General features: G+C 32.8%; 24 protein-coding genes and 4 pseudogenes. 21 read left to right on the top strand and 7 right to left on the bottom strand.

All coding sequences use genetic code 11. The features are described from left to right. Window positions 1-28: 28 nt before the first annotated feature. Window positions 29-649, bottom strand: a complete 621-nt coding sequence (locus B5P42_RS12800; protein WP_113734335.1) for a flavin reductase family protein — start codon at window positions 647-649, stop codon at window positions 29-31. Window positions 650-749: 100 nt separating this feature from the next. On the opposite strand from B5P42_RS12800, the gene B5P42_RS12795 reads away from it, so the two are divergent. From B5P42_RS12795 to B5P42_RS12785, 3 genes and pseudogenes are all read left to right on the top strand, one after another. After that, complete coding sequence (locus tag B5P42_RS12795) at window positions 750-1,445, top strand: ArsR/SmtB family transcription factor (protein WP_113734334.1); 696 nt, start codon at window positions 750-752, stop codon at window positions 1,443-1,445. A 158-nt stretch (window positions 1,446-1,603) separates the two neighbouring features. Further along, on the top strand, window positions 1,604-2,080 hold the full coding sequence (locus tag B5P42_RS12790) for a DUF5680 domain-containing protein (RefSeq protein WP_113734333.1): 477 nt from the start codon (window positions 1,604-1,606) through the stop codon (window positions 2,078-2,080). A gap of 310 nt (window positions 2,081-2,390) precedes the next feature. Beyond that, window positions 2,391-2,684 (top strand): annotated as a pseudogene (locus B5P42_RS12785) (MFS transporter); the annotation flags it as partial. A gap of 181 nt (window positions 2,685-2,865) precedes the next feature. Here the strand turns inward: B5P42_RS12785 and B5P42_RS12780 are convergent. Continuing rightward, the gene (locus B5P42_RS12780; protein ID WP_002192079.1) at window positions 2,866-3,774 is read right to left on the bottom strand and encodes an Rpn family recombination-promoting nuclease/putative transposase; all 909 of its coding nucleotides are present in this window, start codon (window positions 3,772-3,774) and stop codon (window positions 2,866-2,868) included. Window positions 3,775-3,921: 147 nt separating this feature from the next. Continuing rightward, window positions 3,922-4,608, bottom strand: a complete 687-nt coding sequence (locus B5P42_RS12770; RefSeq protein WP_113734332.1) for an IS6 family transposase — start codon at window positions 4,606-4,608, stop codon at window positions 3,922-3,924. Between the two features lie 64 nt (window positions 4,609-4,672). Here B5P42_RS12770 and B5P42_RS12765 point away from each other — a divergent pair, with 64 nt between their 5' ends. Continuing rightward, the gene (locus tag B5P42_RS12765) at window positions 4,673-5,332 is read left to right on the top strand and encodes an IS6 family transposase (RefSeq protein WP_113734331.1); all 660 of its coding nucleotides are present in this window, start codon (window positions 4,673-4,675) and stop codon (window positions 5,330-5,332) included. A gap of 37 nt (window positions 5,333-5,369) precedes the next feature. Here B5P42_RS12765 and B5P42_RS12760 read toward each other — a convergent pair whose 3' ends face one another. From B5P42_RS12760 to B5P42_RS12750, 3 genes and pseudogenes are all read right to left on the bottom strand, one after another. Then, a complete protein-coding gene (locus tag B5P42_RS12760; protein ID WP_113734330.1) occupies window positions 5,370-6,770 on the bottom strand; it encodes an alpha/beta hydrolase in 1,401 nt (466 codons plus the stop codon). Between the two features lie 635 nt (window positions 6,771-7,405). Beyond that, on the bottom strand, window positions 7,406-7,780 hold the full coding sequence (locus B5P42_RS12755; protein ID WP_000088967.1) for a hypothetical protein: 375 nt from the start codon (window positions 7,778-7,780) through the stop codon (window positions 7,406-7,408). A 908-nt stretch (window positions 7,781-8,688) separates the two neighbouring features. Continuing rightward, window positions 8,689-8,904, bottom strand: a pseudogene (locus B5P42_RS12750) (tetratricopeptide repeat protein); the annotation flags it as partial. Here B5P42_RS12750 and B5P42_RS12745 point away from each other — a divergent pair. The 17 genes and pseudogenes from B5P42_RS12745 to B5P42_RS32270 all read left to right on the top strand — a co-directional run. Continuing rightward, window positions 8,893-9,162, top strand: a pseudogene (locus B5P42_RS12745) (sensor histidine kinase); the annotation flags it as partial. The pseudogenes B5P42_RS12750 and B5P42_RS12745 overlap by 12 nt on opposite strands. Window positions 9,163-9,269: 107 nt before the next feature. Beyond that, window positions 9,270-10,019, top strand: coding sequence for a M15 family metallopeptidase (locus tag B5P42_RS12740; RefSeq protein ID WP_113734329.1), 750 nt, complete (start codon window positions 9,270-9,272; stop codon window positions 10,017-10,019). A gap of 160 nt (window positions 10,020-10,179) precedes the next feature. Further along, a pseudogene (locus B5P42_RS12735) lies at window positions 10,180-10,861 on the top strand (IS6 family transposase). A 622-nt stretch (window positions 10,862-11,483) separates the two neighbouring features. Beyond that, window positions 11,484-12,518: a bis-aminopropyl spermidine synthase family protein gene (locus B5P42_RS12730; RefSeq protein ID WP_113734328.1), complete on the top strand. Its 1,035-nt coding sequence runs from the start codon at window positions 11,484-11,486 to the stop codon at window positions 12,516-12,518. Between the two features lie 20 nt (window positions 12,519-12,538). Further along, the gene (locus B5P42_RS12725) at window positions 12,539-14,206 is read left to right on the top strand and encodes a carbamoyltransferase family protein (RefSeq protein WP_113734327.1); all 1,668 of its coding nucleotides are present in this window, start codon (window positions 12,539-12,541) and stop codon (window positions 14,204-14,206) included. A 13-nt stretch (window positions 14,207-14,219) separates the two neighbouring features. Continuing rightward, a complete protein-coding gene (locus B5P42_RS12720) occupies window positions 14,220-14,978 on the top strand; it encodes a DUF5591 domain-containing protein (protein WP_113734326.1) in 759 nt (252 codons plus the stop codon). Continuing rightward, entirely contained in the window at window positions 14,944-15,723 is a 780-nt protein-coding gene (locus tag B5P42_RS12715; protein WP_113734325.1) for a glycosyltransferase family 2 protein, read from the top strand. Before B5P42_RS12720 ends, B5P42_RS12715 begins: the two co-directional genes overlap by 35 nt. Before the next feature lie 11 nt (window positions 15,724-15,734). After that, window positions 15,735-16,535 carry a class I SAM-dependent methyltransferase gene (locus B5P42_RS12710; protein ID WP_113734324.1) on the top strand — a complete coding sequence of 267 codons (801 nt, stop codon included), beginning with the start codon at window positions 15,735-15,737 and terminating at the stop codon, window positions 16,533-16,535. Between the two features lie 469 nt (window positions 16,536-17,004). Next, window positions 17,005-17,661, top strand: a complete 657-nt coding sequence (locus tag B5P42_RS12700; RefSeq protein WP_113734323.1) for a PIG-L deacetylase family protein — start codon at window positions 17,005-17,007, stop codon at window positions 17,659-17,661. Between the two features lie 21 nt (window positions 17,662-17,682). Next, the gene (locus tag B5P42_RS12695; RefSeq protein WP_113734322.1) at window positions 17,683-18,681 is read left to right on the top strand and encodes an ABC transporter ATP-binding protein; all 999 of its coding nucleotides are present in this window, start codon (window positions 17,683-17,685) and stop codon (window positions 18,679-18,681) included. Continuing rightward, window positions 18,678-19,469: an ABC transporter permease gene (locus B5P42_RS12690; RefSeq protein ID WP_113734321.1), complete on the top strand. Its 792-nt coding sequence runs from the start codon at window positions 18,678-18,680 to the stop codon at window positions 19,467-19,469. The genes B5P42_RS12695 and B5P42_RS12690 overlap by 4 nt, the downstream gene beginning before the upstream one ends. 2 nt (window positions 19,470-19,471) lie before the next feature. Then, entirely contained in the window at window positions 19,472-20,260 is a 789-nt protein-coding gene (locus B5P42_RS12685) for an ABC transporter permease (protein WP_002191888.1), read from the top strand. Window positions 20,261-20,272: 12 nt separating this feature from the next. Then, entirely contained in the window at window positions 20,273-20,938 is a 666-nt protein-coding gene (gene queC / locus B5P42_RS12680; RefSeq protein ID WP_088004559.1) for a 7-cyano-7-deazaguanine synthase QueC, read from the top strand. Further along, window positions 20,938-21,429 carry a 6-carboxytetrahydropterin synthase QueD gene (queD, locus tag B5P42_RS12675; RefSeq protein WP_113734320.1) on the top strand — a complete coding sequence of 164 codons (492 nt, stop codon included), beginning with the start codon at window positions 20,938-20,940 and terminating at the stop codon, window positions 21,427-21,429. The genes queC and queD overlap by 1 nt, the downstream gene beginning before the upstream one ends. Next, window positions 21,422-22,138 (top strand): 7-carboxy-7-deazaguanine synthase QueE, encoded by a 717-nt coding sequence (gene queE, locus B5P42_RS12670; RefSeq protein WP_113734319.1) that lies wholly within the window; start codon window positions 21,422-21,424, stop codon window positions 22,136-22,138. Before queD ends, queE begins: the two co-directional genes overlap by 8 nt. A gap of 43 nt (window positions 22,139-22,181) precedes the next feature. Beyond that, window positions 22,182-22,769, top strand: a complete 588-nt coding sequence (gene folE / locus B5P42_RS12665; RefSeq protein ID WP_000054143.1) for a GTP cyclohydrolase I FolE — start codon at window positions 22,182-22,184, stop codon at window positions 22,767-22,769. Window positions 22,770-23,046: 277 nt separating this feature from the next. Next, window positions 23,047-23,214 (top strand): hypothetical protein, encoded by a 168-nt coding sequence (locus B5P42_RS32270; protein ID WP_000625960.1) that lies wholly within the window; start codon window positions 23,047-23,049, stop codon window positions 23,212-23,214. Between the two features lie 88 nt (window positions 23,215-23,302). On the opposite strand, the gene B5P42_RS12660 is transcribed toward B5P42_RS32270, so the two are convergent. Beyond that, a complete protein-coding gene (locus tag B5P42_RS12660) occupies window positions 23,303-24,463 on the bottom strand; it encodes a tyrosine-type recombinase/integrase (protein ID WP_113734318.1) in 1,161 nt (386 codons plus the stop codon). Window positions 24,464-24,711 lie beyond the last annotated feature (248 nt).

Here is a 24,711-nt window from a genome sequence, read left to right as displayed (position 1 = left end):
TGTCCACTTTAAAAGGTAATATATTTATTTATATTTCGGATCGAAAGGTTTTACCTAACTGGTTACCAAGACCAAAATAATGACGGAAATTATATATAAGTGGGCTCCATTTATTTGGATCAATATGATTTTCTTCAATAATGATTTCCTTATGAGCATGTACATGTATAGCTTGTGTCTCAACAATTGCAAAATTAGGAGAATAATCAGGGATTCGAATGTGTTTCACCCTTGCTTCAATTTGAATTGGACACTCCATAATTCGAGTAGGTTTTACCGACTTAGACTCAGTAGGTGTTAATCTACTAATATCATATTTTTCTTTTTCATATGTAAATCCATTCTTTTTCTTGTAATCCGGAACGGGATTTTTCCCTGTGTAGGGGGCTAATTGTTCAACATTCTCCCATAATGAAGGACTCGGGACATTGATTACACATTCAGGATGCCGTTCTAAATTTTCAATAGCTTTCCCACCGAGTCCAATCCCCAATATAATACAATCTCCTAGTGCCCATGATGATGACATAGGGCTGATGTTTACTGTTCCATCTTCATTTAGCGAATTTAGTAAAATCACAGGAGTGCCGTAGTATAGAATTTTAGGTTTAATAATTTCTGTGTTTGAGAGCTGAGCCATTTTTTTCATTTTTATTTCTCCTCCTATTCATATGTTCTTCCTTATTTATTGTAGAATATAAACATTTCAATTATCATCGAAATATGGATTACATTAGGGAGGGGTTAAAATGAACGCAAATCCAAATGTAGCAATGATTGCTACTCTTGTGAGTGAAGCTTCTCGTGCAGCAATATTAACGGTCTTATTAGATGGTAGATTCCATCCTGCAAGCGAATTAGCATATATGGCAGGAATCACACCACAAACTGCGAGTTTCCATTTGACAAAAATGGTCGATGCGAATGTAGTTACAGTTGAAAAGCAGGGGAGACATCGATATTATGGAATTCGAAATCTGGAAGTTGCTCAAGTTATGGAGTCATTTTTATCAATAGCTCCACCAATTGAAATTAAATCATTAAAACAGGCTTCGGAAGATAAAGCGATGCGTTTTGCAAGAACATGCTATGATCATCTTGCGGGGAATTTTGGAGTGCAATTAACAGATTCTTTAATTAAAATAGGTGTTATTTATGAAGAAAAGGATGGATTTACTGTGACTGAAAAAGGAGAGGCATTCTTTACAAATTTTCAAATTGATCTTGAAAAGGTTAAGAAAAAGCGTCGTTCATTCACACACAAATGTTTAGATTGGAGTGAAAGACGTCACCACCTTGCAGGGGCATTAGGAAATGCCCTTCTAGATAGATTATTAGAATTAAATTGGGTTCAACGTTTACCTAAAACAAGAGCAATAAAAATCACTCCTGACGGAAAAAAGGGAATAAAAGAAACATTTTCTTTTGATATTACAAACAACTAAGTTTAAGGAAGTATTTGTAAGTACGAGATTGTGTGAACAACATATGAAGAATAAACAAATTCGTCTCTCATCTTTAACCATATAAAAAGTTTTATAATCTTGTAAAAAACACCATTTTTTCACAAGCTATCAGAATTACATCGTAATGGAGGATTATTATGCCAATTAGTCATGAAATGCTCGCCAAATTTCTAGTAGAAGCCAAAAGAAAGACATATGCATCCCAAGGAGATGATGCATCGGTTCAGCCGTTATTAAACGGTTCAAAACAACTGGAATACTGTAGTGGTGATTATTTTTATCGGGATATTTATTATGGTTCAGCATTTTTTATCGGACAAGAAACAGTGGAGTTTGAAAATTGTCCAATTTGGTCAATGGTCTATTCAGGTGGTGTCACCATTCCAAACGCAGATTGGGATATCATGGGTCCAATTTATAACTTCCTTCGCCAAGCATTAAGGTTAGTTGATACAAATTCTATCTATCGTGGTCCAAATTACTACAAGTCAGGTACATATATTTTTAAGAATGAGTATGAAGGAACTCTTGATTGTTTTCATGGTAAAGAAATCATTCTCATGGGTAATGAAAAGGTATATGAATTGAAATACAACGGTGGAATAGTGCGATAATTACTCCAATTTAATAATAATATAAAAAGAGCCAAAGAAAAAACCACCTAATAGTTTTGGTGGTTTTTTAGATATCGTTTATCAACAATTTATTTTAACAGAGCCACAATTTAAAGAACATCTATAAAAATCAATTTTTGCTTAGCGTACGAAATTCGCGTTTTGTTGGCGAGACCCCATATAGCAGTACCAACAGATGGTACTGTTTTTTTATTCGCTTATCTCACTACTTTTGGGCAATAAGAACCCAATTGATGCGAACTTTCCATTCTCAACTTAATTGAACAATAGAAAGAAGGATTACATTACAATGGAACGTTTATGGACAAAAAACTATATAATGCTGACAATTACAGCATTATTACTATTTAGTGGTTTTTATTTACTAATGCCAACACTACCTATGTTTATTAAACAGTTAGGTGGAAGTGAATCTCAAGTTGGATTTATTATTGGAGTGTTTACAATATCGGCAGTAATTCTTCGTCCTATTGTGGGAGGATTAATGGATCGATATGGCAGGCGCGTATTTATAATAAGCGGACTACTATTTTTTGCAATGACAATGTATTTTTATTGTTTTCTGACAGAATACTCCTTCCTCAAGCGTGTGAAGGGCGATAGCTCAACGGTAGGTGGGAGACGAAAGGTTACTTTCGTCGCGGAACTGAGAAGCTCCCACTTCAAGCTTTGCTAAGTGGCGAGTAGTTCACTTGTTGCTACCCCTAGTTGACAAATAGCTCAAAAAAAGAACCCAATTAATAGGTTCTTTTTTTTGTTGCTGATTATTTTTGTTCTAAAATACGTTCAATCTCATCTATGCCTAATTTACTGGCTTTAGCAATCGTTTCAAGTGGTACACCAAGTTCATGCATACCTTTAATCATCTGTATTTTCCCTTGCTGAACCCCTTGCTGAACCCCTTCTTGAATTCCTTCCTTTTTCCCCTCATTACGAGCATGAGCAAACTTTGCAGCCTCATCCATTAAGGCCTTTTCTCTTGCTTCATATGCTTGACGGAAAGAGGAATCTTGACTCATACGTTCCCACTTATTCATTGCTTTTTGTAAAATCGGATCTTGGTTCATGGCAATGTCCTCCAATGTTTGTGTGAGATACTCATCTTCATTCGCTGGTAATAATAATAACCAACGAACAAACGAATCTTCCCACGGATTAACTTTCTCTTCGCGCCATTGCTGTAGTAACTTTGGAATCTCTACAATATGAACTTCTATATCGTCACTTAATAACTTTTGTTGTTGCTGATTCCAAAGGATTCCTGTTGTATGAAACGCTTCATATTCTGGAAACATCACAAAGTTTAACAAGTTAATGGTAATCGTTTTATGAAGTGAGCTATAAGGCATTCCTTTTTGCAGTTGAGAGGTGTATAACCTTCCCCAATAATACAAGCTTCGTTTGATCATATCGTGATTGTTATTCAATTGTATTTCTACATTTACCTTTGTTCCTGTATTTAATGTAGCAGAAATATCTAAAATCGATAATTTATCTTCTTCATATTCTCGATGCAAATGTGGATCTTCTAATTGTAGGGAAACAATAGGTGATTCTAAAGAATCTTTTAATATAGCATTTAAAAAGGCAACTAAAATATCTTCATTCCCATTTGTTCCAAATAACTGCTTAAATGCAAAATCGATACGTAAATTTACTAATGAATTGGACATGTTTTTCCTCTTCCTGTTTCAGACTATATCTTTACCTTTATTGTACCTAAAACCAAAGTCAACATGCAAACAATCCCCTATGATTTATATGGTTCCGTTGCAAAGTTTGAAAAAAGCATAAACAGGTTGGTAAATGAGGAACAAGGTTTAGGAAGTAGCTAGTAATTGTTGAAGTTCATTGTACGTTGAAAAGGCAGAGTCTCTTTGCAGACTTCGCCTTTGTTTATATAGGGCATGAATGGTCTCGATACCTTTTATAGTACGTGAAGCATGACGAAGATTTTGGAATCCAGAAGATTTGACAAAGCGCCGTTTTACATGTCGATAATCCTGTTCAATCAGGTTATTGAGATGCTTGATGGTACAATGTTTCGTACGCGCATAAAAGCCGTTCTTTTTCAGTTTTTTGAACGCACAAAGCAAGGCTGGAGCCTTGTCTGTAGTAAGAACCGTTGGTTCTCCAAAAGCTTTGACAAGTCGCTTCATGAACATATAGGCTGCTTGATGATCACGTGTTTTTCGAATTTGGAAATCAAGCGTATGTCCATCGCTATCAATGGCACGATATAGATAGCACCACTCACCTTTTACCTTGATGTAAGTCTCATCTAATTGCCAAGCATGGTGGGGAGTTGTGTTTTTCTCTTTCCAGACTTGATAGATCAGACTTCCATATTCATGAACCCAACGCATGATTGTCGTAGGGTGAACGGAAATTCCTCGTTCTTGTAGAATCTCAGATACATCGCGATAGCTTAAAGAAAAACGACAGTAATAGCCAACGGCTACTAAAATAATATCTTTCTTGAACTGTTTCCCTTTAAAATATCGCACTTGTGATTCTCCTCATTCTTTTTTCTAGAGTGTAGCTTCATTTAGAAAACTTTGCAACAGAACCATCTTATTAACGGTAAGATGGTACCTACGGTACAATCTAAGTTTTCGTGATTTGGTAGAAATGATGGAGGAACGAGGTTTGTCTATTGCTCACACCACCATTATGCGTTGGGTGCATCAATATGGACCTGAATTAGAAGAAAGAGTACGACGTCATCTTAAGACGACAAATGATTCCTGGAGAGTCGATGAAACGTATGTAAAAGTAAAAGGTCAATGGATGTATTTATATCGCGCTGTCGATTCAGAAGGGAATACCATTGATTTTTATCTAAGTGAATCAAGAGATAAACAAGCAGCCAAGCGTTTTTTCAAGAAAGCCTTGGCTGCTTCTCATATCTGTAAACCTCGTGTTATAACAGTAGACAAAAACTCAGCCTATCCCGTAGTGATTCAAGAGTTAAAAGAAGAGAAACGTATGCCTGAAGGCATACAAATAAGGCAAGTTAAGTATCTCAATAATATAGTGGAACAGGATCACCGTTTCATTAAGAAACGTGTACGTTCTATGTTAGGATTCAAGTCGTATGAAACAGCCACTTTTATATTGAGTGGCGTTGAAGCCATGCATATGATGAAAAAAGGACAACTTCACCCACAGGTGAAGTCTGCCCAAAATGAAGTCGGATTCATACATAAGTTGTTTGGAATTGGATCATAATCTGTCATTGAACAATCCATGTAGGTTCTATGTTCTATCAAATGGTTTTTGCACCAGAACCCTTTGTGTCATTGACCCATGTAACAATGTCCTGGATGACGTACGCGGGAACATTGGCAGGGATTTCGTATTCACTAGGATTACTTAAACCTCCGTCTCCCTCCGTGAAAAAGTGATTCAATTTCGGATATTCTTTGAACTGAACATTACTGCGGTTTGAAAGCCCTTCTTGCCATCTTGTAAACTCATCTTTTACTGTTACTTGATAATCCCGTGCCCCTTGCAGAATCAGTAAAGGTTCTTTTCTTGATTTTGCCTCCTCAACTGGACGCCACCTAGAAACATCATACATAAAATGAGGAGACGGAAAATTGTAGCCAGCTGGCGGATGGTCAGGGTTGAAAGTAGGATCCTGGATAAAAGCGAATTGTTTTTTTAGTTCATCGATTACTTCCTTTGGTGCTCCAAGGTATTGATACTGATCAATGAGAATATCGGTCAAAGGGCGTGCAGGTGGTGCGAGTAAGATACTTCCTCGGACAAGTGATGAAGGTGCTTTACTTAGTATACGTGGCATTGTGCCAGCTCCTTGGCTATGTCCGAGAATGAAAATATTATTTGGATCAATGCCTTCCTGCTGTGCTGCTGATTTTACTGCATATATGGCATCATCTGTAGTGTCACGATCTAATGTAGCAGGTTCTGCGCTCATTTTAAAACTGTGTTCTAAGGAACGTTTCTCATAACGTAACACTGCGATTCCGTTAGAAGAAAGACCAGCCGCAAGGTCTCTTAATATTTTTGTTCCCATATATGTACTATCACGATCACTCATACCAGAACCATGTACAAGAACAACTACGGGTACCTTTTCACCAGGATTATGTTTCGGAACCGTTAATGTGGCCGGCAACGGATATGTAGAATTTCCAATGACGATTTCACGTTCTTGATAGGAATCAGGTTGGTCGTAGCTAGGATCAGGGCTGGTATAAGATTTCTGGGGCGGTCTTACCCCAACTTCATCTACTTTCCCGCCAGGTGTGAATTTAAGGAGTAATGGAATGGTAGTTCCTTCGATAGCTCCTGGAATTTCCACCGTCTGATGAACCAAGTTTCGTTCTTTTATTAAAGGTGTTCCCATGCTTTTAATCCCGCTCCCACCACTTTGTATCCACCAGTTTTGTAATGTGTTTACTGTAAACTTGGATTGAAAAGCAGCAGACGTTAACTGGAGTGCCTCTGCATATTTACCTTGCTGGAGGTATTCAAAAAATAATGATGTACGCTCCGTTAAAGATACTAGTTTCTTTTCTCTAGATTGTTTCAATTGTGTATCCGCATGAATAGCTGTTGAAATCGGGGAAGATGAAATTCCTAATGAAAAGAGTAGGGCAAAGGAAAGTGCTGATTTTTGTATGTTCCGTTTTTTTGTCATGTTTTAACCTCCAAAATGTAATAGCAAGAAAATAATTGGTAAATAGTGGATTGTTATCCTCTTGGAGTTTCGGTGCAGGAGAGAGAGAATCCTGCATGTGTATAAAGAAAAACGTGATTGTAAAATCAGAGATGAAAATATTCGTATAGATTAAAAAGAGTCACACTATCGCTAAGAAATGAACATTTTTTCAAAAAAATAGTCCAGTCTCTTTATAATGTAGGATAAGAAAACCAATAAAAGAGGAAGGAAAAAGATGAAGAAGCTTTTGTGGGGGATTTTTACAGAATGTATCGCTTTTACATTGCTAAAAGGGCAGTGGATTGATGAATATCAATATTCAATATTAAAGTCTGAATGGAAGGGCTCTACATAATTATCAAATTTAGAAAAAAGTAAGTTGGGTGTAAATAAAAATACTATAAAAAAGACACTACAAGAGTGTCTTTTTTTGGAAAATACTCTATAATTAACTTTGGGGAAGGTAATGTTAGAATATTCGTTTAGCATTATCTTTATATTTGATAAACCATGAAATTGAGAGATTTTGTGGTTTATTTTTTGAGCAATAGATATACAGTATTGGCAGTGCGCTATTGATCATTATAAGCATTTGGAGATGTAGGATTAAAAGTCTAACATCGAATAACGGTTCCGGAATATAGCGTTATGAAATGATCTCCCATATCCCAAACAGTATTTGCCTGTATATAGCCCTTAAAGCCTTCTGAAGAATAATAAATTTCTGTTGGTATACTTTCTTTAGATTGGAAATGTGATTTAGAGTACTTTACATAATGATTTTTAATAATTTTTGATTCAGGAACAATAGTGTTTTTTCGTTCCAGTGATTGTGAAGCGCTAGAATATGGTACAAATTTTACAGTGTTTTGGTAATTATTATCTAAGGTGTCAGCTTGTACACTGTGTGAGGAAATAAAGACGCTTAAACTACTTCCCGCAATTAATGTTGCAAATACTAACTTTGAGAATTTTGTTAATCTACTCATTTTATAATCTCCTTTTCATTATTTTGTAAGGTATCCCCTTACACCTCACAGTCTATATCCACTACATAAGAGTGTACATACATATTGATAGACAAAATTCTACAAAATACCTCATGTTTTTGGGTTTGTGTATAATAATTCAATGTTTAATAATATATGAGAAGTAAAAAGGTAGGTCTTATATAAATGAAAATGAATAATTTATGCAGAGCTTGTATATAAAATCATTGTTTAAATATTCTAAAATGAGTTGATAAAGATATTGGGATTTTTTTGGGAAGCAAATAATTTGACAGGTTAAAATTAGAAAAAATATTCTCTTTTTGAGTTTAAATATAAGGGCATTCATATTCGTGGATTTAAAATGTAAAATAACTAAAGAATTAAGTACAAGCACACATTTTAAATAAAAAAGAGAGAAAAATGATAAACATTTTTCTCTCTTTCATCAATTAGGGTGGCATATACATAAATATGCGTTTAAGAGGATTTTCGGATGAAAAATCCACATGCATAGTATAACAAAATATTTAAGGCTTTTCGCATGTAATATTGCATATGAAGAGTTGGTAGATATAATAGTTAGCTTATTTCTATTATTATTTAACGGATTTTTCGAAAGAATTTACCTTCATTAAGTAAGTGCAGGGCGATAGGTGGGAGAGGAACTTTGGCTTAGCCAAAAAGCACAGTTCATATTTCGGCATAAAAAACCTTCCATTTGGAGGCCCTTTTTATACACTTACATTAAATTTGTTGTGGTGCACCACCATAATCGCCAACACTATATGAAGGAGCAGGGTAATGTCCATGAGTAGCAAGCTAATCTGTTTTATAATACTGAGAAATGCCCACCGTTAACACCCCAATAAAAGCACTACTAGATAATAATAAGCTAATTTTTTTCATTATTTTAACACTCCTTTTTCGGTTGATTTTCGTCTTGCTTGGTAACAAATATGGAAATAGTCACGTACCTTTTTGTAATTCTCTAATTGTCTACATTTTGTAGCAAATAATTCAGCGTATTCGACAACATATTCCCATAACTCTTCTTTCTCAAAGTATAAGATACCTTCTTGAATGATGTTTTCTAATTCTTCCAATGGATTGTTTTCGCGAAGCAAGTTTTAAATTTTCAAGCTGATTGGATAACCAACAAAGTAAAGTTTGAGGATAGTAGTTGGACACAAAAAGAGATAGAAATCAATGGGATACAATATATTCAAACGATAAAACCAGTTATGAAAAACGGTCAAGTAGAAGAGATGGTATATACATTATCGTCTTTACAACCACTTTCAAAAGCAAGCGATTTAATGAGTGATTATTATATATACATTGTTGTATTTGTATTAGTCCTATCGCTTATTGTGTCTTTTTTAAGAAATACTGTATGAAGAAAAGTTCACGTCAAATTAATATGAATTTAATATGGTTCTAGTAGGATGAACGAGAAACAGAAAGAGTGGCAGGAAGGAAATGAATAATGAGAATTAAATTAGTAGGGATTTTCACTTGTATGATTGTAATACTAGGTATCTTTATCATTTACACAAATCAATCTATTGGTAAAGAACCAGAAAAGACAAATCATGAGACTCATGAAAATCCCATAAATAAAGAGAATAATAGTAAGCAAAATGGGACTTCAAATAAGATAGCAAGTTCTTTTGCTAGTATTCAGGCTGTTGTAAATAAGGAATATGGATTGCCCGAAGACTATAAACCTAAAGATTTAGTTGTACCAAATGTACCGTTCTCATTTAGTGGAACGGTAGAAAAGAGTCATCTTCGCAAAGAAGCAGCAGAAGCGTTAGAAAAGTTATTCTCTTTAGCTAAGCGAGAAGGAATCCAGTTGAATGCTGTTTCAGGATTTCGTTCCTATGAATATCAAAAAAACCTGTATGCCAACAATGTTAAAAAGAAAGGGCAAGAGCATACGGATCGCTTCTCGGCAAAGCCAGGACATAGTGAACATCAAACAGGATTAACGATGGATGTTTCTTCTAAAAGTGCAAATAATGAACTGGAGCTAGCCTTTGCGAATACGAAGGAAGGCAAATGGCTGAAAGAAAATGCGCATCGTGCAGGCTTTATCATTCGCTACCCAAAAGGTAAGGAGAGTATTACTGGATACGCATATGAACCTTGGCACATTCGATACGTAGGAGATATTGCTGAAAGTATATATGAAGAAAAACTAACTTTAGAAGAATATATGAATCAGAGAAAATAGAAATGAAGAATTGATGTAGGTAGCATTATTCTTGAGAATGTTAAAAGATAGGATATACAAAATAAAAGGGTTCTGGTGCAAAAACTTAAGGACAATTGCAATGAATCTATAAATCTTGGACATACTGATAGTATGACTCTAAAAAAGGTGCGTGATCAGTATGGAAAAAGAAAATTTGTTTAAATGGAAGCATTATCAGCCTGAACTAATCTTATTAACAGTAAGGTGGTACCTACGGTACAATTTGAGCTTCCGTAACCTGGTGGAAATGATGGAGGAAAGAGGATTATCAATGGCTCACACAGCCATTATGCGCTGGGTTCATCATTATGGGCCTCAATTAGAAGAGAAAGTACGACATCATCTTAAATCAACAAATGATTCGTGGAGAGTCGATGAAACCTATATTAAAGTAAAAGGTCAATGGATGTACGTATATCGTGCAGTTGATTCAGAGGNNATCAAGAGATAAACAAGCAGCCAAGCGCTTTTTCAAGAAAGCCTTGGCTTTTTCGTATGTTTCTAAACCTCGCGTGATAACAGTAGATAAAAACCCTGCCTATCCTGTAGCGATTCAAGAGTTGAAAGAAGAGAAACATATGCCTGAAGGCATACAACTAAGACAAGTTAAATATCTCAATAATATAGTGGAACAAGACCACCGTTTTATTAAAAGACGAGTTCGTTCTATGTTAGGATTAAAGTCATTTAAAAAAGCAATCTCTATATTGAGTGGTGTTAAAGCCATGCATATGATGAAAAAGGGGCAACTTGTTTTACCGGAAAAGTCTGTCCAAAACCAGAAAGAATTTATTCATAAATTGTTTGGCTTAGCTTCATAAGATAGAAATGAAGAGAAAATTGCTACTCTATGTTTCTAACTAATATTTTTGCACCAGAACCCAAAAAGCTACCTAATGAAATAACCTGTCTAATTTATGGGAGGCACTTCAAATTGCCGTGCCCTTACAAAATAGACCTCCCCCAATAGCCCCCGAAAATAAGCATTTTTCGGAAAATTTATAAAAAGGAAAATCGACAAAAATCTCTAAAAAAAGGCTCTATACTAGTTTTTTTGAAAATCCTAATATAAAAATTAAAATAATATAAATACCCGTAATTATTCCTAGTATTGTTTTATCAGGAAAAATTCACTTAATTTTCTGAATAAATTTTATCTACAAATATAATTTATTTATTAATCGGAAAATTCTACTTTTATGCTAATATTGGTGGTGCAGCTCTGTTGCAAATATTTGAATTACACAATTATCTATATAAGGGGGAATGTGAAATGGAAAAGGAATATATTCATGAAGAAATGCTAGAGCTTGAAGATCTTGAATTAGATGAAGAGGATTTACTAATTCGTGCAGGCAAGACATTAGGTTAAGTTTTAAAATAAGGAGGTTACATATGCAGTTTAACTGTATATGTAACTTTTTTTAAGGTAGGGTATACAGTATGAAAGAAAATAAGATTATTTTATTATATCAAAGATTTATTGAATTAGACTATGAAGAAGAGTTAGATAAAGTACCAAAATTAAAAAACAGAGGGGTACTTTTGAATTTTTGGAAAAAATGGTATGAAATTAGTGAGAAACAATTCGAATTTATAATTTGGAAGTCCATTAATACTGTAGATACTTTAGATGATCTAGTCAAAATAACTGGGACTTTAAGTTTGGCTTTAAGATTATTAAAAGTATTAAGAGAAAGAAATTTAGTTGAAATTATAGAAAATAAAATAAGGTTTTCACAAGAATTAACAAGTGGTATTTCATATGAACCAACCCCTTTTCCTAATACAGGATATGAGAATAAAATAAACAAAAAAAAATATGCTCAATTTAAAGCTACTTGGGATAGTTCGTTGAGGAGAGCTGAAATAATAAATCAAGAGTTATCATCTAATAAAAATATCTTTTTTTGCGGAGATGATGATTATACAAGTTTGGCCCTTAAACAATATAAAAACAGAGAAATAGGTGTAGGAGATATTGACGAAGAACTGATTGAATATTTTAAACATGCAAACAATGATATTGAGTTTTATAATTTTGATGTTAGAAATGAAGTTATGGAAGATTTAAGGAATAAGTATGATGCAATACATTGTGATCCTATAGATGATGGTAGAGGGTTAGATTTGTGGTTAAATAGAGCTAATGAATTATTAAAAGGTCAAAAGGGCGATTTAATTTTTTTAAATATAAGTGTTAAAAGATTAGGTAATAGGGCGGTTTATTTGCAGAATTTCTTGACATCTTTAGGTTTTTATTTAAAAGAAATTATTCACGATTTAAGTTCTTATAAAGTGGCTGAAGAGCCTTACATTGATGAAGAATTAATAAAAAAGGACTTAGATGGCATTGGTTTTTCTAAAGATACATTTAATAATTTGTATATTCAGACAGATATGTTAGTTTTTGTACGATTAATAGATAAACCAACCCTTTTTCCGCAAGAATATTATGAGATTAGAAGAAAAATATAAAATAACTGCGAGGTAAAATAATGTATGTTTTAGGAGTCAATGGGTGGGACTTTGATGTTCATGATGCAAGTGCGTGTTTATTTTATAATGGTAAATTAATAGCTGCAGCTGAAGAAGAAAGATTTATTCGTCAAAAAAAGGCATTAGATAAAATTCCATATAATTCAATAGCTTATTGTTTAAAGGAAGCTGAAATTACTCCAAATGAAGTAGATCATATTGTTATGGGCTGGGATGTAGAACAATTATATTTTGAGAAGTATTCAAAGAAGCTTAACAAAGATGAATGTCTTGAAAAGGTTTTTCCGAAGAGAATTTTTAAGAGAGATAAAGATCCTCAAATTCATATGTGTTCTCATCATTTGGCACATGCTTCTGGTGCGTTCTTTAGTTCGGGATTTAACGAAGCTACCATAATAGTTATTGATGGAAGTGGAGAAGAAGAGTCAATAACGATAGCAAAAGGAAAAGGTAATGTAATAGAAGTACTAGAAAAATACCCGTTGGAACATTCTTTAGGTATTTTTTATGAAGCATTAACTGTATTTTCAGGTTTAGGGAGGCATAATGAAGGGAAGTTAATGGGCCTATCTTCATATGGGGAAGAAATATTTGAATTTCCTGATATACTGGAAAACCCTTTGAAACCAAATGAAAATACAGTTAGTATGAATGGTAAATATTTTTCGGTATTAAAAGATTGGATAAAAGTTATTAAGAGTATAACAAAGATAGCTCCTAATTATATTAAATATGAATATAATCCAATAGATTCAATACTATTAATGAATTCATCAGTAATGGAATATAAAAATATTGCAGCCTCAGGTCAGGCAGCCTTGGAAAGAGCAATTGTTAAGCTTGTAAAAAAAGCTATTAATCTAACTGGAATAGATAATTTGTGTCTTTCGGGAGGAGTAGCATTAAATTGTATAGCGAATAGAATTATAGCTGATTTACCAGAAGTGGATAGTTTGTACATTCAACCAGGTGCTTCAGATAGTGGGGTAAGTATTGGAGCAGCTACATGGTTTCTTGCCGAAAATGGTATAACGCCTATGTTCACTGAAGATCATGTATATTCTGGTCCGGAATTTCCTGATTCTAGTATCTTAAATATATTAAAAAAATATAATCTATCATATATAGAATTAGGTTCTAATAAATATGATAAATGCTCCGAGTTATTAATTCAGAATAAGATAATAGGAAGATTTTCTGGAAAGATGGAATTCGGTCCTAGAGCTTTAGGAAATAGAAGCATAATAGCTAACCCTCAGAGTAGGGATATGTTAAATAAAATAAATACCATTAAGAAAAGAGAGCAATGGAGACCATTGGCTCCTAGCATCATAGATGAAAACGCTTCTGTAGTATTAGAAGAAAAAATAAATAACCCTTATATGCTGTTAAATTCTACTGTTAAAAAAGAGGTACATCATTTAGTTCCAGCAATAGTTCATGTTGATGGATCAACAAGGGCTCAAGTAGTTACGAGGGATATGAATTCTGATTATTATGAAACAATCTATAACTTTTACCAGAAAACAGGAATTCCTGCAGTTATGAATACATCGTTTAATGTAGGAAAAGAACCAATTATATGTAACCCAAGTGATGCTATTAGGTCATTTTATGGATCAGAGATGGATGCCCTTTTATTAGGTTCATTTTTGATTCTTAAATAAAGGAGGAGAGATTTTGAGAAATAGAAATTATTCTAATCTACAGGATGAAAGGATAAAGGATTTGGTACTTAATAAAAAAAGTTATCCTTACTACCCAGAATATATACTATTAGATTTAATAAAAGAGGAAACAGCTTTTAAACGAGGAGCTTGCTCAAAGTATATTCATCATGAAGAGTTCAATACATGGCAGGACTATTTTTGTGGGGATTATTACGAAAAGCCTCAGGGGAAAAGAATTGCTTTTTTACAAGTTTGTTCTTGGGCTAAACCATATGACTTTTCATATATTGGTAAAAAAATTAGAGAAGTTACAAATAAATACCCAATGGTTCATCCAATTATTTTATCAAATGCGGGAATTATACCATATGAATACCAAATGAATCCTACTTTTTGTGCGTACGATTGGATGGAAGATATTGAGGATCCAGTAATTTATGAAGAATTAATGAAAGAATATAGGGATAAGTTGATACAAAGAATTAGGAGATACCTAGAATCAAATTCATACGATGTAGTAGTACAATATGGTATACCGGTAAAAAAATATTCAATGGCTCCTGCAATTAAAGATATTTGTAAGGATCTAGGAATTGCTTTTCTTTTAACCCCAGATATAGAAACATATAGAAATAATAAAGGTAAATTAGTCGAGTTAAAGGATTCAGGAGAATTTTATTGTTTAGATGAAGTTTTGAGTAGTATGGATAATTCTTTAAATAAGGTGAGTAGATATGTTGAATCTATCAATTGTAATACCAGCTTATAACGATATCAGATTGGAAAAGTGTTTAAAAAGTATTGATGAAAATGTAGAGGTTGTCGTTGTCTTAAATGGTGCAACAGAAGAAGTAAAAAAAATCGCCTATTCTAGCAATGCAGTAATTGGGGAATTACCTACACCTAATTTAGCAAAAGCTTATAATTATGGAATTGAAATTTCTAGTAAAGATAATGTGTTAATTATGGATTCAGATTGTGTTTTTATGCCAGGTACCATCAATAAAATATTCAAATTATTAGATGCAGGATCTTTGGCTAAAGGAAGGGTGATGTTTTCCTTTAACAGCAAAATTGGAAAAATCATTGCACGTGCAAGACATATACATACTTGCAAAAAAAATGCATATTCACCTCCATTGGCATTTAATAAAGGAATCTTAGCGAAGGTAAATGGATATTATTTTGATGAGAATTTATCTTGGACAGAGGATTATGATTTTGATATTAGAGTTCAATCTGCAAGTCTTAAGATTTTATATGATGATAATGCAAGAATTATTCATCCAGAGTTAAGCATTAAGCAAGATTTGAAAAGTTCATTTAATTATGGGGTAGGTCATGCACGTGGGGTTTTACACAAAAAAAATGGTTATTATGAACCTAAAAATAAAACGAGGTCGATTATTAACTCATATAAGTATATCAAAAAAAAATACGGTTATTTAACTGCTATCTATCTCATATTTTGGCAGATTGCCTTTTATAGGGGATATAAAAAAGAAATACATTAAGGAGGAAAACAATGCAGCAACAATACGATGAAATTTCTGAATTATACGACATTATCATCCCAGAACCTGATGGTATTTTTGATTTTTACAGTGGTTTGGTTAAACCAAATGATGAAGTTTTAGATTTGGGGTGCGGTACTGGTAGATTATCTTTTATTCTTGCTGAAAAAGGCGCTAATGTAACCAGTGTTGATATATCAGCAGGAATGATTGAAAAAGCCAGTAAGAAGTTAGATGAGATGCCAAATATTAAGGATAAAATAGAATTTAAGGTTTCTTCTGCTACAGATTTTAAGTCTGAAAGAAAATTTGATTTTATATTTATGTCTGGTGGTGTATTTGAATATTTACTTACATCGTCACAACAAAAGTTAGCTCTTAGAAATATTAAATTACTATTAAAAGAAGGCGGGATTTTTGTTTTCGATATTATTACACCTCCAACTATTCTTCCTTATTCTAAGAGAGTGAGTGATGGAGGAAATAGTCCTATTAAAGGGGAGAATTTTAAAAATTATAAAGTTAAATCATGGGATGTCGTAAAAGCAGATCATTATAAGCAAATAGTTGAAACCACTTGTTATTTTGAGGTTTATGACATAGCAGATAATTTTTTAAGTGAAAAAAAATTTAGATTTCTTGCAAAATATACTTTACCATCCGAAATGCAGTATCTCTTAGAAATAGAAGGATTCAATATAAAAAATTTTTATGGTGATTACAATAAAAATCCTTTTGGGAGGAATAGTGAATTTATGGTGTACGAATGTAGGAAGCAAGGGGGAAATTTTAATAATATACAGTGTGAATAGACGCTTGTGAACTACTCGCCACTTAGCTAAGCTTGAAGTGGGAGCTTCTCAGTTCCATGACGAAAGTAACCTTTCGTCTCCCTGAGCGTTACTTCGGGGTGTTCCCCCCCTAGATGTCCAACGCTTGGATGCTCTTTTGGTACGGTTGATATTTTACGCAGGAACCGAATGGCTTGGTTTTCGCACTCTATTTTCTTCCTGCAACCTCATATATCAAGTTATCAAAGAATTTCATATAGCTAGTTTATCAAAAGTTTTTGGCTATGCCAAACCGAAATTCATCTCCCACCTACCGTTGGGCTATCGCCCTTCACACGCTTGAGGGAGGAGAATTCTTTCGGTAAATTCGTTAAAAAAGTATATTTTTCTAGTGGAAATAAAATGTATCCAGTTAGTATACTCCAGAGTAAATAATTTTTAATTAAAATAATAGGTAAATGATTTACCTGTTCAATAAAGGTGATGCTGAATGAAGGATATAGTAAAAAAACATTTAGTTATAGCGCCACACCATGACGATGAAGTCATTGGCTGTGGTGGAACAATTGCTCAAGCTATTAGTAAGGGTGAACATATAAAAGTAATAATAATTACAAAAGGAGATTTATCTGGAGGTGTAGGGGATTTAAATGAAATTATTTCAAATAGAGAGAACGAGTGTATAAATGCTTGTAATACATTAGGGATAGAAAAAGGAAATGTTAAATTTTTAAAGAAACCAGACAGATCACTTGTGTATTCTTTAGATTTTGTGAAAGAAATTATTCACGAAATCTCAAAATATAAGCCTAATTTTATTTATTTCCCCCATGATATGGAAAGTGATAGGGATCATCGAATAGTAAATGAAGTTGTATCAGAAGCAATATTCCTGTGTCAATCAGGGTTCTTAAAAGAGAATTGTGCTCCGATGTGTTTACAGTATGAAGTATGGACTCCCATGAAAAACTATCAGGTTGTAAAGGATATTACCAGGTTTATTGAATTGAAAAAAGCATCAATTAAAAAATATGAATCCCAACTTAAAACATTAAATTTGGTTGATGGAGTTTTGGGGCTAAATTCTTATAGGGGTATGCAGGCAGGAGTGCAATTTGCAGAAGTTTTTAGAGTGGTAAGTAAGTAAGTAGTAAAAAGGAGAGAGAAGATGGATATCATTGAAATTGAAAATGTATCAAGAACTTTTGAAAGAGTAAAAATTGAAGAAGGATTAATAAACTCCTTCAAGAGTTTATTTAAAAGAGAAAAGGTCAAGGTTACTGCTTTAAGTGATGTGTCATTCAAAATAAAAGAAGGTAAAATAATAGGGCTTATTGGCGCGAATGGTGCTGGTAAGTCTACCTTAATGAAAGCAATGGTTGGGTTAATTAAACCAACTTCCGGGAGAATTTTGGTAAATGGATTTAACCCCCATGATAAGAAGAAAGATTTTTTAAAGTCAATTGGCGTTGTTTTAGGACAAAAAAATCAGCTATGGTGGGATCTTTCCCCTTACGAAACATTTTTATTACATAAAGAAATATACGAACTGTCTGATACAGAGTTTAGAAAGAATGTAGATGAATTAGCTAAAAATCTTGGGGTATCAGAAATTCTTAAATCGCCAGTAAGGAATCTATCGTTAGGAGAGAGAATGAAATGTGAATTAATTGCTTCAATCTTACACTCACCTAAGATATTATTTTTAGATGAACCGACTATTGGATTGGATTTTCTTGCTCAAAAGAATATTAGAAATTTTCTCAAGAATTATTGCAAAGAAAGAAATACAACAGTTGTAATAACTAGCCATTATTTCCCGGATATATATGAGTTATGTGAAGAATTAATAATATTAAAGAATGGAGAAGTTGTTTTTAATAACAATTTCAAAAAAATAAAAGAAGAAATTAAGAGTTATAAATATATATATCTTAGCTTTGAAAATGAAATAAATTCTCAAGATCTTAAGAAATATGGAGAAGTTAAAGAGTCGGATAAATTTAGTGTAACAATAAAAGTTCAAGATAAGTTAGTGAACGAGACCATATCTAGCATATTAAAAGAATTCAATGTTATTGACTACAATTTGACTGAAATGTCATCACAAGACCTCATTGAAGATATTTATTCAATGGAATCGACTGGAGTGAAAATAACAGTATGAAGAAGTATTTAAAACCAATGATGCTTTCATTTCAAGCGGTTTTTCAGTATCGTATGAATGTTGTATTATATATGATTTTTGGTTTAATACCGCTTGTGGCTTTAATACTATTGTGGCATTCTCTCTTTGAAACACAAAGCAATATTCAAGGTTATACTCTTGAAATGATGATTACTTATGTAATAATTGCTAAGTTAATTGAACTTTTACTAATTCCTGAAATGCACTGGTCGATAAATGAGGAAATACAATCCGGTGAATTATCAAAATATCTTATAAAACCATTTTCATATTTTGGATATTGGTTTAGTCATAATTTAGGTAACAAAATTATTCATTTACTGATGTCAGTGATACCGATAATACCGATAATATTCCTGAACAGGGATTATTTTCTTTTGCCTACTTTAAAATATACTTTCCTGTTCATTCTTTCAATAGTAGGAGCTTCAATACTATATTATATGATTTATTATTTGATATCACTCTTCTCATTTTACTTTGTAGAGATATCATCCTTTTTCTTTACTGTAGATATAGTATTAGAATTATTATCTGGATCGCTTATTCCGCTTGAATTTTTACCAGCTCCGTTAAATACAATAACTCAGTTTTTACCTTTTTCATACTTAATTCACTTTCCGGTAAATGTATATTTAGGAAAATTAAGTGGCACTGAAATCGTAAATGGATTAATTTCACAAGTAATATGGTCTTTAGTTTTCTATGTCCTTATTAGAGTACTTTGGAAGAAGGGGTTAAATAAATATGAATCTGTTGGTGCATAAATATGATTAGATATTTAAAAATGTTAAAAGCAATTCTTAAAATTAATTTAAGTAATATTATGATGTATAGAGTTAACTTTTTTTTAAATATATTAGATAGCGTTGTTTGGTTCATTGTTACATTAGTATTTTTTAATAGTATATTTGATAGTTTTGGTAATATTAATGGTTGGAATACAAATGATATTTATTTGTTAATTGGAACAAGTGAGTTGATAAAATCTTTGATGTTTACTCTTTTTATTAATAATCTACCGTATATACCGAGTTTAGTTAACCAAGGAAGTTTAGATCAGATACTGTTTAAACCTATTAATAGTCAGTTTCTAGTTTCATTAAGAAAGCTTGATTTAGGGAATTTAGGGAACTGTTTACCAGCCGTGCTGTTAATTAGTTATGCATTATTACAAAAGGGAGAGAGTGTTAGTATTGTAAATGGATTTTCTTTCTTGGGTCTATTGTTTTTAGGGATTATACTCTCGTATTCTCTGTGGTTTATTTTAATGACTTTATCTATATGGTTAACCAAAGTTGAAGGTATGCATGAGTTATTTCTTGGTACTATGACATTACTTAGATACCCATCTTCCTTATATAAAGGAATAAGTCGATTTGTTTTTTTATTTGTTTTTCCTATTGTTATTGTTAGTAATATTCCAACTTATGCTTTAATTGGTCGATTAGAACTAAACGATGTATTCGCGTTAATGGGTTATTCTATTGGATTTTTTATTATTTCAATTTATTTTTGGAAGTTTGCCTTAAGATATTATAACAGTGCAAGTAGTTAAGGGGAGAATAAAATGTACTCTAATGATAAAGCAATAGTTGTTTTTAGTGGTGGACAAGATAGCACAACATGTTTATTTTGGGCAATGCAACAGTTTGCGGAGGTGGAAGCTGTAACATTTAACTACAATCAACGTCATAAGTTCGAAATTGATTGTGCAGCGGAAATTGCGAACGAGCTTGGCATTAAACATACAGTGATAGATATGAGCCTACTAAATCAGCTAGCTCCAAATGCGTTAACAAGAAAAGATATGGAGATTACACACGAAGAGGGTGAATTACCATCGACATTTGTAGATGGGCGGAATTTACTATTCTTATCATTTGCTGCTGTATTAGCAAAACAAGTTGGAGCACGTCATATTGTAACGGGTGTATGTGAAACTGATTTTAGTGGTTATCCAGATTGCCGTGACGTGTTTGTAAAATCGTTAAACGTTACATTAAATTTATCCATGGATTATCCGTTTGTCATTCACACACCACTTATGTGGATTGATAAAGCAGAGACGTGGAAATTATCTGATGAACTTGGAGCATTCGAGTTTGTTAGAGAAAAAACATTAACTTGTTATAACGGAATCATTGGTGATGGTTGCGATGAATGTCCAGCATGTCAACTTCGTAAAACAGGATTAGATACGTACCTACAAGAACGCGAAGGAGGGAATGAATAATGGAAAATTTTTTCGGATTTCGCATTGTAGAAAATTTGCAAAAAATGGACAAGGATATTCAGCGTGAGCAATTAAAATACCATAATAAAAGAGTAATGGTCAGCAAGGAATTTACATTTGATGCAGCACACCATTTGCACTGTTATGAAGGGAAATGCAAAAATTTACATGGTCATACATACAAAGTTGTATTTGGTATTAGTGGATATGTAAATGACATTGGACTTGCAATTGACTTTGGAGATATAAAAGAAATTTGGAAAAACGAAATAGAGATTTATTTGGATCATCGCTATTTAAATGAGACATTACCAGTGATGAATACGACTGCGGAAAATATGGTTGTTTGGATTTATGAAAAGATGGCGGAGGCATTAACAAAAGGGAATCGAGCAGAAGAATATAAAGGAGCTCGTGCCGAATTCGTACGTCTCTTTGAAACACCAACGAGTTATGCAGAAGTAAGACGGGAGTGGATACTCGATGAGTAAGATTCCTGTGTTGGAGATATTTGGCCCAACCATTCAAGGAGAAGGAATGGTTATCGGACAAAAAACGATGTTCATTCGCACAGCAGGTTGTGACTATAGCTGCTCTTGGTGCGATTCAGCCTTTACATGGGATGGCTCAGCAAAAGAACAAGTTAGACAAATGGCGCCAGAAGAAATTTGGAATGAACTTGTTGAAATTGGTGGAGAAAATTTTTCTCACGTTACAATTTCAGGTGGGAATCCCGTTTTGCTGAAAAATATTCAGTTTCTTCTTACTGTATTAAAAGAGAATGGAATTCGTACAGCGATTGAGACGCAAGGGAGTAAGTGGCAAGAATGGTTACTTCAAATTGAAGAAGTGACAATTTCGCCTAAACCACCAAGTTCGAAGATGAAAACAGATTTTACGATGCTAGATTCTATTATTCATAAATTAGAAAGAAAAGATTTTAGTTTAAAAGTAGTTGTATTTGAAGATTACGATTTTGAATATGCAGTAAAGGTGCACAAGCGATATCCGCAAGTACCATTTTTCTTACAAGTTGGGAACGATGATACGAAAACGGTGGATGATGCAGTGCTTATTGAAAACTTATTACAGAAATATGAACGGTTGATTGAAAAAGCTGTACAGTGTAAAGAAATGAATGATGCAAAAGTATTACCTCAACTTCATGCTTTAGTATGGGGAAATAAACGAGGCGTATAAATAAGAGCATTTTATGAATAAATTGATAAGGTGGAAATAATATATGAGCTTAAAAACAATCCAAAGTGTAGAAATAGATACTGACAAAATTGAAGTAGCAGTAAAAATGATTCTTGAAGCAATTGGAGAAGATATTAATAGGGAAGGGATTTTGGAAACCCCAAAGCGAGTAGCAAAAATGTATAAGGAAGTTTTTCAAGGTTTAGGTCAAAACCCTTCTGAACATTTGTTAAAAATATTTAATGAAAATCATGAAGAATTGGTATTAGTTAAAGAAATTCCGTTCTATTCTATGTGTGAACATCATTTGGTACCTTTTTTTGGAAGAGCCCACATAGGTTATATTCCTAATAATGGAAAAGTAACTGGGTTAAGCAAATTAGCTAGAGCTTTAGAAACCATATGCAAAAGGCCACAGTTGCAGGAAAGAATAACCAATGAATTAGCAAATGTAATTTTTGAAACTTTAGAGCCAAAAGGAGTAATTGTAGTAATTGAAGCTGAGCATATGTGTATGACAATGAGAGGTGTGAAAAAACCTGGTTCAATGACTATAACTTCGTCATATAAAGGAATATTTAAAGATAATAGTACACTTCGAAGTGAAACTTTAAATTTAATAGAGAGATAGAATTATATCGATATTATGCTAAAAAAGAACATACAAAACCTATGTTAAATACAAACTTGTATTCTATTCATGAGCAAACGTATAGAAGAAAGTAGACGCTCATTATCCTAGTACGTCTAATCGAAAGGCATTGCTGAAGACTTTGGCAGTGCTTTTTCTAAATCAACTTTTTGATATTTTTCATTCTGCTCACAATATCACTTTACATTTTTTGAGAATATATCCACACCTATCGGCATATATCTTAAACACAATAGATATATGAAAGGGTGAGAGTATGATTTCATCATATTCAGTAAGATACATTTTAATAACAGGTAATACTTTTATAAAAAAAGTGATTACTGTATATGCATCTTCAGCTTTCTTTGCGATTGAAAAAATCAAAAAAGAATTAGAACGCCGCTTTTCTAATCCTACAAAAATTGAAGTCTATGCAGTATAAATATTTATAACAATTCAAACGGACAAGGTGAAACGGGATATTTGTTTAACCTTGTCCTATTTCGAATTTATTATATGTTAATTACATATTAAAATTCATCATCACCAATTAAATTTCCTACATCATTATCCTTTGTAAGTCTTTGCTTCAAGTAATTTTCTTTTGTAGTTCTATCATTTTTATGGCCAACTGCAGCTGCTATGACATGAGGTGCTAGCCCCTTATAATCATATAAGTACTGTACATAAAAATGTCTAAAGAAGTGAGGGGTAATTCGTATATTCTCTGTAAAAAGTAACTTGGTATCCTTAATAATTTTAGAAATATATTGTGACAAGTAATTCTCTCTATAAGCAGTATGGTTCTTTGTTTGAAATATAGTCCCACCATTTTTAGTCCCAATGTTTACAGGTAACCTTCTCCGGATTCGAAATGCAACAATACGATTAAAAATGTCCTTATTAATAGAAACAATCCGTTCATTATCTCCCTTTGTATCAACTGTTAAATAGTAACGTCCACGTATAGCGTCATACTCAAGATCTTCCCATTTGGCATGAGCGACTTCTGCAACACGTAATCCCGTAGTAGCCAGGACCGATAATAAAGCGTAATTGATTTCATTGTCCTTATAGTAATGAAGCAGATGCTTCACTTCCTCATATGATAACTCGCGTTTTGGTTTATGTTGTTTATTAACGGTCGTACTTAGAATCTCTACATGAAGAGGTTCCTGGATATATTGAATTTCATACAACCATTTCAAGTAAGAGCGGATTACACCAAGTTTTCTACTAATCGTAGATGCTTTGTACTTTTCTTTTGATTGATAGGAGATTGCCTCCTGGGATAACCACTTTTGGTAGTTTCGGATATGTCGTTTTCTTAAGTTCCTCCAAACTTGGCCAATTACATAATCTTTAACATCTTGCTGCAGAAATTCTGTGCTTTGTTTGATGAAAAAATAGAACTGGCTTAGATCACGTGCATATAGAGTCCTGGATGCATCCTTTATACGTTTTTCTTGGTCAAAATGTGTTTGCCGATTTAAGTAGTAGTACAATATTTCTTCATCTGAAAATCCCACATATGTATATGAATCTTCTCTTTCGTTATTTTCCTTTTTAAATTCAGCTTCATTTATATAATCACGATTCCATAATGCAATTATGTTTGCGAAATTTTGTTTTTGTTTCTCAATATTTTCTAAAGAAGTTTCACTATGAATTGTAATCAATTCAAATTTCATTGTCATTCAACTCCTTATTAATTTCTTCTGCATCTATTATTATAACTGAATTACATTCAAAATTATTTACATATCAAAATTAAATTTTATAAAAATGAAAGTGTTATATAACCATAGAAAAACTCACATTTTCTATGGTTATTATCTATTTATTTTTTTAAATTACCTTTTATATAATTTCTAATTATATAAAAGGTAATTTAATTAGATATTGAATTTTAATTTTATATATATTTAGAAATAAATTA

The organism is Bacillus sp. SRB_331, assembly GCF_003264175.1.
In the GTDB taxonomy this organism is placed as follows: Bacteria; Bacillota; Bacilli; order Bacillales; family Bacillaceae_G; genus Bacillus_A; species Bacillus_A mycoides.
The sequence above is the reverse complement of the archived record's forward strand: the minus strand, read 5'-3'. Positions and strand labels throughout refer to the sequence as shown.